We start from the raw sequence: 18207 nt of genomic DNA, 5'->3' as shown, positions 1-18207 counted from the left end.
AGGTTAGTACTATTATTGTTTAGCGGCCTGCCGCTCTTTGATCCGTTTTTGCCATTCTTCACCCTCCTTTTTCATATCATAGCCCTGTGCAGACAGATAATTATTAATGCGGCCTTTAAACTTGCCAAACCAGGCATGTTTTTTTTCGGCAGATTCGGCATCTATAGCATTTTCACGTGCTTCGAGCAGCCATCCTTTGATCTTACCTTTTTGCTCTTCGGTTAGGTTGGGTATCTCGTCCTGATAGGCGGTATAGGTGATAGGATAAATGCGGTAGGTCATCCCGTCTTTTATTTTATCAACCTGATCTGCATTTAATTCTTTGTTCAGCTTGTTGATATATGATACATGCAAAACTTTAACCTGCTTTACTACGTCACTATCTATAATGGCAATTTTTGCATTGGCACCTGCTTTATCATCCTGCAATTGCGTTTTAATATCGTTTACTTTTGTTTTACGGGCATCATAAATGGTATTCAAATCGCTGTATTGGGCAACCAAAATGTCACGAACTTTCTTAAATTTCACCGAATCGGTAATACCAGCCGCCGTAACAATTTTGCTTGAGCGGTCGGTTATCACCTTTATATAATTGTTATCGGCAGGTGCTTGTGCAAAAGCGGCATTTCCTGCAACTGATAATAATAATATCGCTATGTATTTTAGATGCTTCATGGTTAGTTCAATTGGTTAAATTATTTTCACAGCTTATAAAAAGTGCTTCTAAATTTTATAGTATCCTGCCGTTTTTTTAAGCAATTAATTGTTTACATCACAATTAATTAAATGTTAAAATCATGTCAGTTCTAAAAGCCTGATAAAAAGTGTAATTAATTTTATTGGTTTATATTTCCTGGTATCCCGCAGCCCGATTTACAAGTTGCTTTAACAAATATCAATGGTTAGCCTTTGCGTTTCCTATTTGTATTTATCTATTTATTATACAATCTTACCATAACCCATTTTTCCTGTAAAGCTAAATTTCTGTCAAAAGAAAATTACATTACCGCAAATTGGGTTTGATTAAAAATTGTTACTTTTAAAAATATAAACCAGCGCGGCGCATACTTAATTGTCCGCTCACCTGCTAACCTTTATTGATTTTTGCAAAATGAAGCCCCATTTTCTCAAGGTTGCGGTAAAACCGCAAAATTCATTCAGTATACGGCATGATATTTTGCCCACCTTCCGCGGCATCTGGCATTACCATCCTGAGCTTGAATTACACTACGTAATAAAGGGCGAAGGGGTTAGGTTTATTGGTGATAATATCAGCAATTTTTCGCCCGGCGAAATTACACTGCTTGGAGAGGCGCTTCCACACTGCTGGCGATGCAAGGATGAATATTTTTTACCCGATTCGGGATTGAATGTTGAGGTAATCGTGATCCATTTTTTGCCCGACTGCCTTGGCCGTTATTTGTTAAATTTACCCGAAGCTTTCATGTTGCCCAAGCTTTTTGAAAAGGCCAAAAGCGGAATGGTAATTAAAGGCGAAGCAAAAACCGAACTTGCCAAACTGATGCGCCAGGCGGCAGAAGCTACCAACCTCGACAGGATCATTATCCTGCTTTCAATATTGAAAGTGTTAGCCGAAAATGAAGATTTTGAACCAATTACGTTATCGCACAGCGATTTTCATCAATCCAACGAATCGGATACAATTCGCTTAAATAATGTATGTTCATACACACTGGCCAACTACAAACAGGAGATCAGTCTCGAAAAAATAGCGGCAATCGGCAACCTGAGTGTTACTTCATTTTGCCGGTATTTTAAGCTGATGACCAAGAAAACATACTTTGATTTTTTAACCGAGATCAGGATCAGTCATGCCTGCCGATTTTTGATTGAAGATAAGTTGCCTACCGAAGTTTTGTGCTTTGAATGCGGCTATAACAACATTTCAAATTTTTACCGCCACTTTAAAAGAGTGACCGGCATGACCCCTCTTGAATATAAACGTCGCTATATTAAAGGACAAAAGCAGGCAATTTCTGCTTGATTTTACTAAGTCTTAAGTTTTTAGCCTGAAGTCTAAAGTAAAAATAGAAAAGCATGACTTCTTACCTTAGACTTTCGACTTAAGACTAATTAAATACCTATCTCGCTTTGAAGCGTGGTATAATTGATGTACAGATCTTCTATTTTATTGCGGATGGCCGGCGAAAAATAGCCAACATCACGGCGGGTTGTGGTATTTATTTTCAACCCCCGTTTGGTAAGATAATATTTAGCAATAACCGGATAAACATTATGCATAACATCCATATTTTCAGTTAAAAACTCCTGTACCATTGCCACCTCATGCTGGCGCGATGCATCGGCATAATGATCACATAACCAAACAATAAGCTCCGGGAAAAAATTACCCTGAATACATGACAATCCTGCCGAACCAGCTTTTAACGATTCAACCGCATGAACCATGTAAGCATCGTACAAACCAAACGCCGGATTAATTTTGCTTGCCTCCAGTTTCTGTTTTACTACCTCCAGGTTAAGGCAAGTATCTTTATGATATATTACCCTGCCGGTTGCTGCAAAATGATGAAGCTGTTCTGGAGATAATAACCTTTTGTATGGCACGGGGCATTCGTAAAAACCTAAAGGGATATTTTCAGTTTGATCGAAAAGGTCAAATACGCGATCGTTAAGTGCAGTATTCGGCTCATTGACATCGGCCAGTAAACTTGTAATGGCTATTACCGCCGAAGTGCCTGTATCATATACCCTCTTTATAAAATCGGCTTGCTTTTCAATCGGCCCGCCAAAGGTACCGGTGGCCACAACCGGAACAGCACCGTCGACAGTTTCAACCACGTGTTTAATTATTGCCAGGCGCTCTTCGCCGCTCAGTTCAAACATTTCGCTCGACAGGCAATTGGCAAATACACCGGCGGCACCGGCATGCAGGTACATCTCAGTAAGACGGGTAAGTGCTACATAATCAACCGCACCGTTATCTTTAAAAGGCGTTAACATTACCGGGATAAAACCCTTTTTTGATTGTTCCATTTGATGATTAAATTAAACTGTTAACTGCCTTGTTTTGGTTAAAAAGATCCCTGTTAAAAATATAGCGAGTGTACCTGCAACAATGATCATATTAGTATTCAGCGTACTACGAAGAGCGGCGTATTGTTCGGGGATGATGGCCGGAAAAGTAAGCCAAAGGATCACCAAAACACCTATAATGCTGGCAATAATAGCCTCGTGGTTACGGGTTTGCCTGCTGATGATACCAAGCAAAAATAGGCCGAGCATACCGGCAGCGAAAATCCCCGAAAGCTGCCACCATAAATCGAGGATGCTTTTTACCCCTATCATAGCTATGCCTGCCGCCATGCCTGCAAACCCGAAAAGCACAGTGCCTATATGCAAGGCATTCAATGTATTTTTTTCGTTGAGCTGCGGTTTAAAATATCTTTTGTAGATATCGATAGTGAAAACGGTAGCCGATGAATTCATGCCCGAACTAATGGTGCTCATGGCTGCAGATAAAATGGCTGCAACGATAATACCAACCAGGCCTGCGGGAATTTTGGTGACTATAAAATGCGGCATGATCTTATCACCATAATCGGCAGGTGTAAGTTTACCCATGAATGCTGCAACCTCATTTGCCGAAGCCGTTGCAGGCAAACGTTCAACAGCTACCTGATGTTTAAGGCTTAATATCAGATCGGGGTGCTGGCTGTAGTAAGCATATAAGCATGAGCCTATTACAAAAAAAAGGAAAGATGCAGGCACATAAATACCAACGCAAAGCCATACCGATTTGGCAGCCTGTTTGGTAGATGTAGCCGCATGATAACGCTGAATATAGTTCTGATCCATCCCGAAGTTGTTGAGATTGATGAAAAAACCATAGAACAAGATCACCCAAAATGTTGGCTCAGTTAAATTAAGCGAGAAACTGCCCAGGCTGAATTTATGATCGGCTTTACCAATTTCTACGATCTTATCAAAGCCGCCGGGAATGCTGCTTACCACCAAATAAATGATGAGCAAGGCTCCTAAAGTTTTGATAATGGCCTGTACCACCTCTGTCCAGATCACGGCTTTGATGCCGCCGGATACGGTATACAGGATAATGGAGATGCCCATTACTATCATGATGGTCTTCATAGACAAGCCGGTAAGTGCCTGCAGGCTCAGCGCGATGCCGAAAAATACAGATCCCATGCGGGCAATCTGCGTAAGCAAAAAGCATATAACCGCATAAACCCTTGCCCAGGGACCAAAGCGTTTTTCAAAGTGCGTATAAGCGGAGATGTTGCCGGTATTGCGGTAAAATGGTATAAAATATTTAACCGCTATCCAGGCTGCAAATGGCATGGATAAGCTAAATACAAAAGCGTTCCAGTTGCCGCCGTAGGCTTTACCCGGTACGCCTAAAAAGGTGTTACTGCTTAAAAAAGTGGCATAAATGGATAATCCGATGGCCCAGCCCGGTATCAACCCAGATGCAACGGTGAACTGCTCGGCATTTTTATTTTTACGCGAAAAATAAAATCCAACCAGCACCATGGCTATAAGGTAAATACCTATAATGGTAAAATCTAACACAGGCAACACTTTCATGCGTTAATCGGGTGGTACAGTAAATTTAGTATTATGGTTTAAAATTGTATAACAAATGTAACGTACCGTGGTTAGCCTTTACTGTAATATTTTCGCTTGCTATTGTAGGATATTATCTTCAGAGCCGAGCGGCGGCGGGATTAATTAAACAAGAGATTTTAAAAATCCCCTCTTGAGAAGGGGCGCGGCGGAAAGAGCGGCAGCAGGGGTGTGTTTCTGCGATCGACAAGCAAAACGCAGAAACACACCCCTCCGCCCCTCTCAAGAGGGGAATCGCGCGAGCCCGCGCTTTTTTTTGTAAGTTAAAAACTCATCAACGTGCGCTTTCAATAATTAAATGAGCCGCCTGCAGCCCGTCGGCAGCAGCGCTAACAGTAATCTTCCCGCCAACAGCTTTAGATTGAATAATAGCCAGCCCTAAACCATTAAACAAATGGTGCTGATCAGATACAAACGGATCGAGATCTGTCTGCGAACCATTATCCACAGCTTTCAATACCCCTTGCCCGGTTACTTTAAATTTCACTAACTGGTTAGCATCTGGCACAGGCACATTGTTTTTATCCAAAACAGATACGGTGATATACGACAGGTCTTTACCATCGGCTTTAATTTTACTCCTATCGGCCTTAAGCTGTATTTTGTAAGGCTCGCCGGCTGTAACTACCTGCGTGGTCATAACCACTTTACCGTTACGGCGGGATACCGCTTTTAACACTCCCGGTTCATATTTAACACGCCACATGACATGCAGGTCATCGCCGTTCTTTTTCTTAACGCCTATCGATTTGCCGTTTAAAAAAGCTTCTACCTCGTCGGCATTGTTGTAATACGCCCAAACGTCAATCAGCTGCCCCGGTTTCCAGTTCCAATGCGGCAGCAGGTGCAAAACGGGTTTGCTTGTCCACTCGCTTTGGTACATGTAATAAACATCCTTGGGGAAACCGGCCAAATCAACAATACCAAAGTATGAGCTGCGGGCCGGCCACAGGTACGGGGTGGGTTCACCAATGTAGTCGAAGCCTGTCCAAACGAAAAGCCCTGAAAGGAAATCATATTTCTTGATGATCTTCCAGGTTTCCTCATGCGTTGAGCCCCAGTAGGCAGATACGTTATCGTATGATGATACCGTAAAATCGGCATTGCCATCCTTTAACGGCGTTTTGCCATCCTTTGGCCAGCGCCTGATACTATCCGACGGCATATCGTAATGTCCTCTTGTTGCCAGTGCCGACATATTTTCGGTGCCGATAAACTTTTGACCGGGGTAGTTTTTCTGAAAATCGGCGTATACTTCCTGGTGGTAATTTAAGCCAACCAGATCAAGTGCGCCCGACTGGTAAATGAAGTTCTTTTTAGGGTCGGCGTCGCTCAGGGCCGATGTAACTTGCCGTGTGTTGTCCAGTTGCTTTACAATTTTTACCAATTCGCGACCGATGCTTACACCCGTAGTATCAAACTGCTCCCGGATCTCGTTGCCAATGCTCCAGGCAAAAACGGACGGGTGGTTCCGGTCACGCAGAATTTGGTCTTGCAGGTCTTTCACGTGCCACTCGTCCCAGTCCTCATGGTAATCGTGCTTGCTCTTTTTCTTCTTCCACATATCAAAAGCCTCGTCCATCACCAGGAAACCCATTTTATCGCACAGGTCAAGCAGTTCGGGTGCCGGTGGATTGTGTGAGGTGCGGATAGCGTTACAGCCCATATCTTTTAAGATCTGCAATTGGCGTTCGATGGCCCGTGTATTTACAGCCGTACCTAAAGCACCCTGGTCATGGTGCAGGCACACGCCAAGAATTTTCATCGGCTCGCCATTCAGTCTGAATCCTTTATCGGCATCGAAGTTGAAATAACGGATACCTGTGGTGGTGGTATAATCATCTATAACTTTATTACCAGCAATTAACTGCAGCTTTACTTTGTACAGGTTAGGATGATTTATTGACCATAGCTTAGGGTTCATAACCCTAATGTTCTGCTGAATTGCAGTATCAATTACTGAAGATGTAATTGTACCCACAACCTTCTCCTGATCATCCAAAACCGAAGCTTTGAGTTTCAATTTTGAACTTGCCAAACCCGGTAATACTGTACGAATATTGATCGCTGCTTTTTGCTGATCAACCTGCGGTGTGGTTATAAATGACGACCATTGCGGCAGATGGATTTTATTGGCAGTGGTTAACCATACATTGCGGTAAATGCCCGACCCGGTGTACCAGCGTGAATTAGGCTGATCGCTGTTGTCAACCCTAACTGCAATCACATTTTGCTGCGCTCCAAATTTGAGGTAAGGCGTCAAATCATACCTGAAAGAGATATAACCGTTAGGTCGTTTGCCTAAATAACGTCCATTGATCCAAACTTCGCTGTTGTGAAAAACGCCGTCAAAATCAATGAGAGTAATTTTAGTTTTTGACGATGCCGGGATTATAAAACTTTTACGATACCAGCCGATACCGGCAGGCAGCCCACCCTCAGCCTGCGTGGTAGGATTTTTACTATCGAATTTCCCCTCGATACTCCAATCATGCGGAAGATCAAGTTTTCGCCAACGATTGTCATCAAATTTCACCTGGTTCGCAGCTGCATCATCGCCTAAAAAAAACTTCCAGCCGGTGTTAAAACTTTTTGTTTTGCGTACGTTTTGGGCGGATGCAAATCCAGCCACAAAAAGTGCTAAACACAGCGTATATAAGTAACGGAGCCTCATTTATTTAGATTTGCTTTTTTTAACCGGCGGGGCAACAAAGTTCAACTCGCTTTTACCCAGTTCTTTTGACACAGCAACCGCTATACCGCGCTGATCGGCTTTGTTTACGGCGCAATAAAAGTGATAAACTATGTCTTTATACTTCACCACGCATGATTTGTGAGCAAACATATTATCATAAGGCTCAGATGATTGGATGAGCTTCTCCCCTGTCCAATCCGTCCAGTGTACTAAGTCATAAGAGCAGGCAAAGCGGTTAAACACACCAGAATCGCCGGTTTTCCAAAATGCTCCGAAATAAAACATGACATACACGTTTCCTATCTGTTGGATGTACGGATCGCCGGTAATGCCATCGCCATGATTTAATACAGGGTCTTTGCCGAAACGTTTCCAATGCAGCATATCGTCAGATACGGCCATACCAATCCGTTCGGCACCGCGTTTTTTGTTTACACTATCGCCATTGGCATTGTAATACATAATAAACGGGTGACCGGTCAGCTTCTTTTTATCCCAGATAACCGTTTGCTTGTATTGCGTATGGTTATCCCACCAGCTTACATCTTTATCGATGCTCGACAGCACAGGATGATCCAATCCCTGCCATTCATGCGCAGTACCCGGATCCTGATCGGTGGAAGCCACACTTATCGACAGCAAACCTTTCTCATACCCCTTACTTTGTCCGCCGAAATATGACAGCCAATACTTGCCATCATATTGCTGTAATTTGTACGAGCCTCCCCATTTATAATCCTGCAAGCCAACATAACCAGCCTTTTGGTTATTATCCCAGCGTGTGGTATCATCAGAAAATGAGAGGATCCGGCCGCGGGTTTTCCAGTGCAGCAGATCTTTGCTATCGGCCAGCCATGTTTCATAACCACGACCGTTAAAAATAATATAGCTCATATACCAGATATCCCCCTGCCGAAAAACCATAGGACAATCGGCCTTCTGGCTATTATCATCGGGCGCTATCACCAGGCCATATTTATGAGGGGTTTTTACTTGCTCATAAATGTCTTTCATCACCTTTTCGGGCACCTCCTGTGCCTGCACCTTCAGCATTAAAAAAACACAAACTAAGAATGTTGATGATTTGAAAATGTATTTCATGGTTTGTATATATAGTCCATTAATAAGTCTACTGATTAAGCTATTATAAAACTGAAAACCAATTCATTAGATTTCAGGAAAATTGCTTTTAAAATCGGTAGTAAACAGGGGGCACCTACGGAGCCAATACATATATCTTGTTTTTCTATAAACATGTTACTCCTACGGAGTTATAATCATACACTTTTTAAACTCCGTAGGAGTAACATGTTTGTAGAAATGAAAATCAAGAGAATTGGCTCCGTAGGTGCCTCCTTTTTAAAAGCGTTTTTCCTGTTTCAGTTTTATGCATTTTGCTTTTAGCTTGTTCATATAATATTTTATTTGGCGATGAATGTATAATTACCCGATCCTGCTTTTATTTCGGCTTTCCCATCGTGATAACCGACGAATTTAAGATCATGCCTTGCTTTGATGTTTTGCCCATCCACCGTAATGGCAGCATTACTGTTAACAGGCAAATAGATACTTGCCGTAGTATTAGCGGGGATACTTACCTCGAGTTTAAACTGCCCCTTATCTTTTTTCCAGCTGCTTAGGATATTGCCATACGGCGATTTGTAGTTAGCCTTTGCCCAGGTTACATCCCCCACGGTTTCGGGCCTGATCTCTATTTTATTAAAAGCAATAGCATCATCCGCAGGGCGGATGCCAGCCAAACCGCTGTAAAACCATTCCATCAAATGACCTAACATAAAGTGATTATTGGATACGGAAGTAAGCGCCGCCCATGATTCGGTTAAGGCAGTAGCACCATGAGCAAGCTGGTAACCATAACCCGGTACATCGGCACGGCTGTTCATGTCATAGATCACATCCGAGCGGCCCTCATCATCCAGCACACGCAGCAGGTAACGGTAACCAATATCACCGGCGGTAAGGGCATTACCACGGTCGCGAATGTCTTTTACAATATTGTTCACTACGGCCGCTTTGTATTGCGGATCAACCAATCCGGCATAAACAGACATGGCATTAGCGGCCTGGCTGCCAGTACCGTATTGTTTGGTTTCGGCATTAAAAAACTTTTGATTGTAAGCCTGTTTAACTTCGGCAGCGAGCTTTTTGTATGATGCAGCATCATTATTTTTGCCGAGAAGGCTTGCTATTTTTCCTGCTATATCAAGGTCATAATAGTAAAGCGAAGTAGCCGTAATACCCTGCGGAGTTAATTGCGAAACACCGGGTGGATTTGGACCGAGGTCATACCAATCGCCCAGGCCCTGGTACAATAAATGGTTTTGAGATTTTTTATCAAGGTAGGCCAGGTACCGTTTGATCATCTCATAGTTTTGAGCAAGCACCTCTTTGTCGCCATACCATTGGTATACATACCAGGGTAAGATCACCGCGTTGCTTCCCCACTCTGGCGAATCGCGGAAAGGCTCATCAAACTTTACATATTCGGGCGAGATCTCGGGGATCAGTCCATCCTCTGTTTGGGAAATGCGCATATCATTGATGCACTTGCGCGCCAGGCCCACGATGTCATAGTTATAATGCAGGGAACTGCCAACCAGGTGCGCTTCTTCCAGCCAGCCCAATTTTTCGCGGTGAGGACAATCGGTAAACACGCTGGCCATATTGCTTTTCATGGCCCAGTCAATCAGTTTAAAGGTTTTGTTGAACAATTCATTCGAACAGGCAAAATCCCCCACTGTTTCGGCAGCGTTACGGGTGTGCAAGCCTTTGATGTCAACAATTACCGGCAGATGCTGGTTGTTGGCTTCATTTGTTGGAACCGCACCCTGTACCTGCAAATACCGGAAGCCGTAGTAAGTAAACAATGGATGCCATATTTCAACACCCTCACCCTTTAAAACGTAATCATAATAATGCGGACTGCCCGAGGCCTTCTGATTGGCGCTACCATCCTCATTTACCAATTCGGCAGGGATAATACGTATGGTATCACCCTTTTTACCACGCACAGTAATCTGCGGGATTCCCGAAAAATTTTGACCAAGATCATATACCCATGCCCGATTAGTGAGCTGTTTTTTGCTTTTTGGAGCAAGCTCCTGCATGATCTTTAAAGGCTCGGCCATTTGCGCGTTAAGCTGCGGCACACCATCTACCTTAACCACACTCCGCCATTTTGAATCATCAAAGTTGTTGGTATCCCAATCCGGTTGTTCAAGGTTGGCATTATAATCCTCGCCCCCATAAATACTACTGAAAGTAACCGGCGAAGGAGCAGTTTTCCAGGATCCGTCACTCACCACATTATCCACCTGGCCGTTATCATACTCCAATAATAAACGACAGATCATTTTAGGATAACCAAAAGCACCGGTAAGTTTGCGGTAACGCCTATCGCGCGGGATGTAGTAAAAGCCGTTGCCCAACATTATGCCAACGGTATTTTTACCGGCGATGAGTTGACTCGTCACATCAAAAGGTACATATAAGGCTTGCTTATCATATTTTGTCCAGCCGGGATCAAGGAAATGATCGCCTACTTTTTTACCATTCAAGCTCAATTCAAAATGACCTAATCCGCATAAATAAAGTGTGGCTTTTTTTAGCTTACCCTCCACATTAAATGCCTTACGCATCAAAGGCAAAACATCATTAGCAGCACCCAGCTTTTTAGGCCCCTTGCCATGATAAAACGGCACAATTGCCGACGAATCGGGCAACTTATCGTAGGCTATCCAGTCGGCACCGTGCCAGTCGGCTTTTGTGAGCAAGCCCATTTGCCAGCTGGCAACACTGCTCCATGCAGATGCGCTGCCATGGTTATCCCAAACCATTACCTTCCAATAATAGGTTTTGGCAGCTTGCATCGCCTTGCCATTGCACGCTATTTGTAATGATCTGTTGGATGGTACCTTTCCCGAATCCCAGATATCGGCATTGTTATTTGTGAGCTTGGCAGCGTCATCAGCAACCAAAATCCGGTACGCCCTTTGCGTTGTATTACGGGCATCGCTTTGCATTTGCCAGCTAAGCTTCGGCTTAGCCGATTCGATACCTAATGGGTTTGTTTTGTACTCGCATTGCAGATTAAGCACCTTCAGGTTTTGAGCAAAAGCGCCGAAGGGCAGCATTAGAAATAACAGGCAGATCTTTCTTTTCATGTTAATATTTTATTGCATTTCAATGCCCGAAATAGCCAAACCATCAGCTTTAATGCCCGTGATCACCAGTTTATAATTCCCAGCGTTGATACTCGTGCCCGAATTGGTTGCAACCGTGCCCGATTTATTTTTGGCAACCGGTTTAAAACTCAGTTCTTCCTCCTTCATCACCGTACCATCGGCAGCCAGTAACTGCATTTTAGCTGTAAAAGTTTGATTGCTTTGGTTATAATATTTGATGCGCAAGGCGTACAAATCGGCGACTCCCGGGGTTATCGCGAATGCTACACTGCCGCCCGCTTCGCTGCTAAATTTAATCACTTTTTTCCCGTTTAAGGTATCGGGCTTTAAGCCATCGCCATTTATTTCAGCAGTCTCGGCTTTACAGCTCACGGTTTTGCGAAGATCAGTTGCGGGTTGCAGTGAAGTAACAGGCAGTACTACCACGGTGTATATCAACTTACCTTTATTTTCGCCTAAAGCGACTGCATCCGCTTTTTTGAAGCGCTTTCTGTAAACAGGTAATTGATGCCCACCAGCGGTATCGGTTTTTACAAATAAGCCGGTATTTTCATAATCGGCAACCCAATCTGTCCTTTCCAATCCCGATTTATCCATGGCAACGTAAACATCAGCATCGGCATTTAAAGTAAACGAACCAGTTTGAGCCTGCGCCGAGCTGGCCGTACTTATCCAATCGGCACCATAAAATATGGGCGGCAGATCATTAAAAGTTACCTTAGCATCGGTGTATTGTTTTTGGCCGATATCCATCCAACTTTTTATCGCCCACTTATTATTGCCTTGCAATTGGCCGATTATCCCTTTGCCCGACTGATTTGGCTTGGCCGCTTTATTTAAAGTACTTATAGCAATGCCTGATATGATAGCTTCGCCGGCCGCTGCATTCGGAAAAGATATGGTTAGCATCCCGCCGGTAACATGAGCAGTGATACTTTTCTTAAGCGCCTTAGCATAGCCTGCTTCCTTCCAGATGTCCAGATTGCGGATCATGGTTCTATTATTCACGGCTACATCAAATAAACGCCAGCCCGAGCAGTCCATTCCGCCGCCCGTGCCATACCAGGGTTCGGTAAAATATAATTCAATACGGTAATCCCCATCCAATACCGGGAAATTGAATTTTAATTTATCTAAACCATACCTAAAAGTCTGGAAAAGTTCTCCATCAACTGTTCCGCCAATGCTATCAAAAGTACGTTGCTGGCTGGCGAAGAAGGATGGCATACCAGGGTAATCATCCGTCCACGAGGTGGAGCCGGGTTGTTGCTTATTATCCTGATGCTTATCTGCCATCCATTTGTTTCCGTAGCTGTCGGTGAAATCCGGGCCGCCGCAATTGAGCCTGTATAAATAGTTGTAACCTACTTGTGGTTTCAGGATAGCGGGATTTTCTTTTGATAAATGAGGTGCCGGTGGCAGGTGGTTCAATATCACCTCATCCTTACTTACCGGTTTGCCGTTTACATATCCCACTGCGTATAACACATTGTATTTAATATCCGCGCCATCCCACTGAAAATGTGTGCCGATGCCCTGTCGTTTTCTTTTGCCTAATGATTCATGGTTAATATCATTAAATAGCTCAACCTCATCGCAATTAGAGTAAATAATGATACTGTCCTTTTGACCCTGGGCAAGCCAACGGTTTGGCCAGGTATGCGACACGATGTAAACCATCGGCTCCTTATCCTTTAGCGCATAGTTGGCCCTGTACATGTAAAAAGCATCGGTAGGTTGGCCCCATGGTGTAAACAGCCCTTTGTAATTGACAGGGCCTACCCTATCGAGCTCACGCTGGCCTTCACCACCTTGTGTGCGGCCGGGGTTTTCATGCGAGTAAAGCAGCCATTGAAAATGCCCGGCAACCTGGTCTTTTACAGCTTCAGCCAGGCGGACTTTAGTTTCCATAAGCTGGGTCATGCGGTCTTCACTTAGCGGACCGTTTGCATTGAAAGGGCCTTCGGTATGTAAACCAAGGCTTCGCCATGCGCCATACTCGCCTACTAATATTTGCTTTTTCAGGTCATCGCCATAAGTAAGCGGGTTGCCGCCGTAGGTGCCCGTCCAGTTTTGAGGCACATCCCAGTCGGTACCTTCGCCGCCATTACAGGTGGTTATTTTGCGTTGCGATGAAGCCGTCGGGTCAAGCTTACGAATGATCTCGCTGCATTCACGGGCAAAATCGGCAGGCAGTTTGCTTTCGTTCTGTAAGCCCCATAATATAACCGAGGGACTATTGCGGCGTTCCTTTACCCAATCAACCAGTAAAGTCTTGTAATTGGCCCTGAACTCCGGCGAATCATACCAGATATGAGCCGAATATTGCGGCCACCATAAAACACCCAACTTATCCCAATACTGCTGATAAGCCAGGTTATGTGGCTGATGTGCATCCCTGAACGCATTAAAACCGGCAGCTTTTACCTGCATCACCCGTGCTTTAATTTCCTGGGCTTCAAAAGCCTGGCTTTTGCCCATCAGGTGTTCATATTCGGCAATGCCGTTGATAAAAACAGGTTTCCCGTTGAGGTAAAAACGATTATCATTATTATTCCTGCCAATTGGCCAACTGATCCAGCGGATACCATAAGGGGTTTGCGTTCTGTCGATCAATTTTCCATCAACCCAAACCTCTGTAGTTACATTATACAAGTAAGGCTGTTCCAGCGACCATAAATGCACATTTTTAATATCGGCAAATTGTTGACTTATTACATTAGTTTCCCCCGCACTTAGTGTTTTATTTGTTTTTGCTTGGGCAATAGTTTTACCGTTAACATCAATCAGACTATTGGTGACGATTACTTTAGATGGCTTACCACCGTAGTTTTTAACTTCGGTTTCGAGATTAAGCGTAGCGGTTTTTTCTCGAACGGTAGTATCATTCCAGATGTGTACACCAAAAGGGGCAACACGAATATTATTTGTAACAATGAGATGAACCGGCCTGAAAATTCCCATCGGCTGCGAACCCTCCGAAAACCCCGGATCATCGGAGCAGGCACCACAAACCCAAGGCAGGTCTTTGATGAACGAGGGATGATCTGCTTTTACACACATCAGGTTTTTCTTGCCTGCTTTAATAGCTTCTGTTACATCTAAAGTAAAAGACGTGCGCCCACCTGCATGATAGCCCACCTGCTTACCGTTAAGCCAAACCGTAGCATAAGAGCCCACGCCTTCAAACCACAGAAAATAGCGTTTATCGTTTTGCTTGTTTTCAAGCGCGAATATCTCGCGGTACCAGGCGGTACCGTGCCTGTTGCCATGTTTCAGACGGCGATAGCCACCATAGGTATCCCAATTATGAGGGACGTTTACCGTTTGCCATTTAGCATCGTTAAAGCCAGCTTGTTCAAAACCTATATTAGCCTTGGAGTTATTATCATCAGCAATACTTTTCCAATTGGTGTTTAATGAGGTTTCATTACGCTGTGCAAAAAGATAACTGCTGGAAAAAAGGAGCAAAAGCAGCAGTGAGGTTATCAGTTTAAAAAAAGGGAAACACACCCATCCTTCCCTCTTAAAAGTAATAGCCCATGAATTTACAATTCCCTCCCCTGGGAGGGGCGCGTCAGGATTGCGTAGTAGCAGGGAGGGGTTTATACGCCTTTGTAACGACAAGGCATTTCGCTGAAACCCCTCCCTACACCCTCCCAAGGGAGGGAATCGCGCAGTCCCCCACGCCTTAAACTCCTCTATTGTCTTTTTATGGGCTATAACTTTCTCAACATGGGAATCGCACAGCCCCAAAACCCATTGTTCTTTTCCTGCGATTTCGCTGTGGTATGTTTGCGTTTCGCCCATCTTTTACAATTGTTTCAGATCAGCATCGAGGCGATAGCTTTTACCTTTTTGAGTTTCGATATCAACTGTTCTTCCGCTATAATTTAAGCGACATGTTTTACCCAGCTTTGAAAACACTTGCAAGTTTTTCAAGCGCCCATTTTGCCATTCAAAATCCAGCACAAAACCACCTCTTGCACAAATACCTTTAATATTTCCCTGCGGCAACGCGGTTGGTAAAGCGGGCAATAACTCAATCGCATCGCCCTGGCTTTGGAGTAGCATTTCGGCTAAACCTGCCGCACCGCCAAAGTTGCCATCGATCTGGAAGGGCGGATGTGCATCAAATAAATTATGGTAAACCCCACCCTTTTCCTTGCCGGAACTTACATCGGCAGGTGAAAGCAGTTTGGTTAACATGAGATAAGCATGATCTCCCTGGTGCATCCGCGCCCAGATATTTACCTTCCAGGCAATGCTCCAGCCGGTACCTTCATCGCCCCGGTATTTCATGGATTGTTCGGCCGCCTTCATCAATTCAGGAGTTTTAAAAGTGATATCCGTTCCAGGATAAACGCCCCACATATGCGAAACATGGCGGTGGGTATCCGTAGTATCGTCTTTATCTTCCAGCCACTCCTGTAACTGACCATATTTACCTATTTTATTGGGTGCTATCTGGCTGTATTTGAGTTTCAGCGTATCGGCAAAAGCCTGATCAATATTTAGCACTTTGGCGGCTTCAATGCAATTCTTAAACAGATCACGGATGATCTGGTGATCCATAGTCGGCCCGGCAACCAAACCGCCATGCTCGGGCGAGTTGGTTGGGGTACTGATGAGGTAGCCGATTTTAGGATCTTTTACTAAAAAGTGTACAAAAAATTCGGCAGCACCTTTCATTTCAGGGTATGCCCGCTTTTGCAAAAAGTCCTTATCGCCGCTATACAAATAATGTTCCCATAACTGGTGGCAAAGCCAGGCTGCCCCGCTTACCCAAATGCCGTGATTGGAAGCATTAACAGGCGCAGTGCCGCGCCATAGGTCTGTGTTATGGTGTAGCACCCAACCCGGCGCGCCGTAATGCTCAACCGCTGTTTCATGCCCGGTTTTAGTGAGGTCATCAACGATACTAAAAAACGGCCCGCTGCAAGCTGATAAGTTAAGCAACTCGGCAGGCCAGTAATTCATTTCGAGGTTGATATTGGCGGTGAACTTGCTGCCCCATGGAGGTGTTAACAAGTTATTCCATAAACCCTGCAAATTTGCCGGGCCACCGCCAGGCCTTGACGACGAAATCAGCAAATACCTGCCGTATTGCATATACAGGCTAATAAATGAAGGATCAGGAGATTTTCCAAACTTCAAAATGCGTTCATCTGTAGGCAGATCAGCATTTTCGCCCTTTCCTAAATCGATAGAAAACGTATTGAAATACTTTTGATAATCCCTTATATGAGCAGCTTTGATAGTTGCATAGCTCTTAGTAGTTATAGCTGCAATTTGTTTTTTACAGATGGCCTCTGGGTTGCCCGATACATCGTGATAGTTTTTAAAATTGGTAGCGGCTGTGAGATAAAACGTCGCTTCATTAGCTCCGGTAACCGATATACTTTTCGGGCTTACTACAACCTTGCCACCTATAGATTGCACATGCAGATAACTTACGCCACGTAAAACACCGTCTTTTACTTTTAAAGATATCGCCAGCGTGTGATCATCAATTTTACGGATGACATAGCTTTTATGCAGACTATTAAGCAAGGCTTTCACCGTAATTTTGCCCGGTTTATCAGCGGTGAGATGTACGGCCATTACCTGATCGGGGGCACTGCTGAAATATTCGCGGGTATAGTTAACGCCATCGGCTTTGTAGGTTACATGAGCCGTGGCATTGGTAAGATCGAGATCACGTTTGTAATCTGTTATTTCCTGCTTTGGAAATTGCAGGTACAGATCGGCAAAAGGCTGGTAATCTCCATTGTAACGGGGGTATACCGGAGGGTTATCATCCTGTATCCAATATTTCCACTGCCCATTCAGTTTAACGGGCTTAATGATATTACCGTCCTTATCAACCCCAATTGAGATCTCTCTGCTTGTTATGCCGCCTTTATAATTGTTGATCTCTATTCCTTCGGGATAGATCATCAATTCTTTGGCATTACTGGTAAAACCACCCTTGTCATAAAAGTTAACCACCATAACCGATAGCTGATTACTGCCGAAATGCAAGTCGGCGGCAGGGATAGTGTATTTGCGGTAGGCGGTACCATTAGTAGTGCCGATACGCTTCCCATTAATGTAAGTAAAATCTACGTCACGGATGCGACCAAGGCTCACAGTAAGATTTTTACCATTCCAATTGGTAGGCACTTCAAAACTTGTTGTGAACCAAACCGCGCCATCCAGGCCTTCTAAACCTGATGTTGTTTCCCAACCCTGCTCTGTTGGTAGTGTAATGGGTGTCCATTCCTTACTCTCAAGCGGCGGGCGACTGGCCTTCATAGCGTTAAACCACTTTGCCGAATCGGCAGCATAGCTCAACTCATTGCTTTTCATCCCCATAAAATGCTGCTGGGCCATTGCTTCCGCTTCGGCTTGTTTACCTTCGGAAAGTAGCTTACGGATAGGCTCCAAATATTTCACCGCTCCTTTACGGTTATAGTCGCGAGGGCCGCCTGTCCATAGGGTTTGTTCGTTGTATTGGAGATGGTCTTCTTCAGCGCCGCCATAGATCATCCCCCCTATACGGCCATTGCCAATGGGTAAGGCATCAGTCCATTTTTGGGCGGGTTGTTTATACCAAAGCTTCAAGGGCTGCTGGGCAAAAGCCTGTACAACCCCAAACATGAGTATTATGACAACTAAATTCTTCCTGCTTTTCAT

At 44.3% G+C, this 18207-nt stretch carries 9 protein-coding genes; 1 reads left to right on the top strand and 8 read right to left on the bottom strand.

From position 1 onward, the window contains the following. Window positions 1-12: 12 nt before the first annotated feature. A complete protein-coding gene (locus MTO98_RS08710) occupies window positions 13-678 on the bottom strand; it encodes a DUF3826 domain-containing protein (RefSeq protein WP_243486262.1) in 666 nt (221 codons plus the stop codon). 436 nt (window positions 679-1114) lie between these two features. Here MTO98_RS08710 and MTO98_RS08705 point away from each other — a divergent pair, with 436 nt between their 5' ends. Further along, entirely contained in the window at window positions 1115-2008 is an 894-nt protein-coding gene (locus MTO98_RS08705; RefSeq protein WP_243486261.1) for an AraC family transcriptional regulator, read from the top strand. Window positions 2009-2097: 89 nt separating this feature from the next. On the opposite strand, the gene MTO98_RS08700 is transcribed toward MTO98_RS08705, so the two are convergent. The 7 genes from MTO98_RS08700 to MTO98_RS08670 form a co-directional block, all read right to left on the bottom strand. Continuing rightward, window positions 2098-3021, bottom strand: coding sequence for a dihydrodipicolinate synthase family protein (locus MTO98_RS08700; protein ID WP_243486260.1), 924 nt, complete (start codon window positions 3019-3021; stop codon window positions 2098-2100). A gap of 12 nt (window positions 3022-3033) precedes the next feature. Next, on the bottom strand, window positions 3034-4590 hold the full coding sequence (locus MTO98_RS08695; protein ID WP_243486259.1) for a sodium:solute symporter: 1557 nt from the start codon (window positions 4588-4590) through the stop codon (window positions 3034-3036). Between the two features lie 313 nt (window positions 4591-4903). Next, a complete protein-coding gene (gene galB, locus MTO98_RS08690; RefSeq protein WP_243486258.1) occupies window positions 4904-7303 on the bottom strand; it encodes a beta-galactosidase GalB in 2400 nt (799 codons plus the stop codon). Then, window positions 7304-8425: a glycosylase gene (locus MTO98_RS08685; RefSeq protein ID WP_243486257.1), complete on the bottom strand. Its 1122-nt coding sequence runs from the start codon at window positions 8423-8425 to the stop codon at window positions 7304-7306. Window positions 8426-8745: 320 nt separating this feature from the next. Further along, the gene (locus MTO98_RS08680; RefSeq protein WP_243486256.1) at window positions 8746-11508 is read right to left on the bottom strand and encodes an alpha-L-rhamnosidase; all 2763 of its coding nucleotides are present in this window, start codon (window positions 11506-11508) and stop codon (window positions 8746-8748) included. Between the two features lie 9 nt (window positions 11509-11517). Next, entirely contained in the window at window positions 11518-15000 is a 3483-nt protein-coding gene (locus MTO98_RS08675) for a malectin domain-containing carbohydrate-binding protein (protein WP_243486255.1), read from the bottom strand. 342 nt (window positions 15001-15342) lie between these two features. After that, complete coding sequence (locus MTO98_RS08670) at window positions 15343-18207, bottom strand: glycoside hydrolase N-terminal domain-containing protein (RefSeq protein WP_243486254.1); 2865 nt, start codon at window positions 18205-18207, stop codon at window positions 15343-15345.

The organism is Mucilaginibacter sp. SMC90 (genome assembly GCF_022811725.1).
Taxonomy (GTDB): domain Bacteria; phylum Bacteroidota; class Bacteroidia; order Sphingobacteriales; family Sphingobacteriaceae; genus Mucilaginibacter.
Note: the sequence above shows the minus strand (reverse complement) of the source record. Positions and strands in the feature narration are given on the sequence as shown.

Coding starts and splice junctions, on each gene's coding strand:
- MTO98_RS08695 (WP_243486259.1), bottom strand. CDS start 4,590: ATGAAAGTGTTGCCTGTGTTAGATTTTACCATTATAGGTATTTACCTT.
- MTO98_RS08700 (WP_243486260.1), bottom strand. CDS start 3,021: ATGGAACAATCAAAAAAGGGTTTTATCCCGGTAATGTTAACGCCTTTT.
- MTO98_RS08705 (WP_243486261.1), top strand. CDS start 1,115: ATGAAGCCCCATTTTCTCAAGGTTGCGGTAAAACCGCAAAATTCATTC.
- MTO98_RS08685 (WP_243486257.1), bottom strand. CDS start 8,425: ATGAAATACATTTTCAAATCATCAACATTCTTAGTTTGTGTTTTTTTA.
- MTO98_RS08680 (WP_243486256.1), bottom strand. CDS start 11,508: ATGAAAAGAAAGATCTGCCTGTTATTTCTAATGCTGCCCTTCGGCGCT.
- galB (WP_243486258.1), bottom strand. CDS start 7,303: ATGAGGCTCCGTTACTTATATACGCTGTGTTTAGCACTTTTTGTGGCT.
- MTO98_RS08670 (WP_243486254.1), bottom strand. CDS start 18,207: ATGAAAAGCAGGAAGAATTTAGTTGTCATAATACTCATGTTTGGGGTT.
- MTO98_RS08710 (WP_243486262.1), bottom strand. CDS start 678: ATGAAGCATCTAAAATACATAGCGATATTATTATTATCAGTTGCAGGA.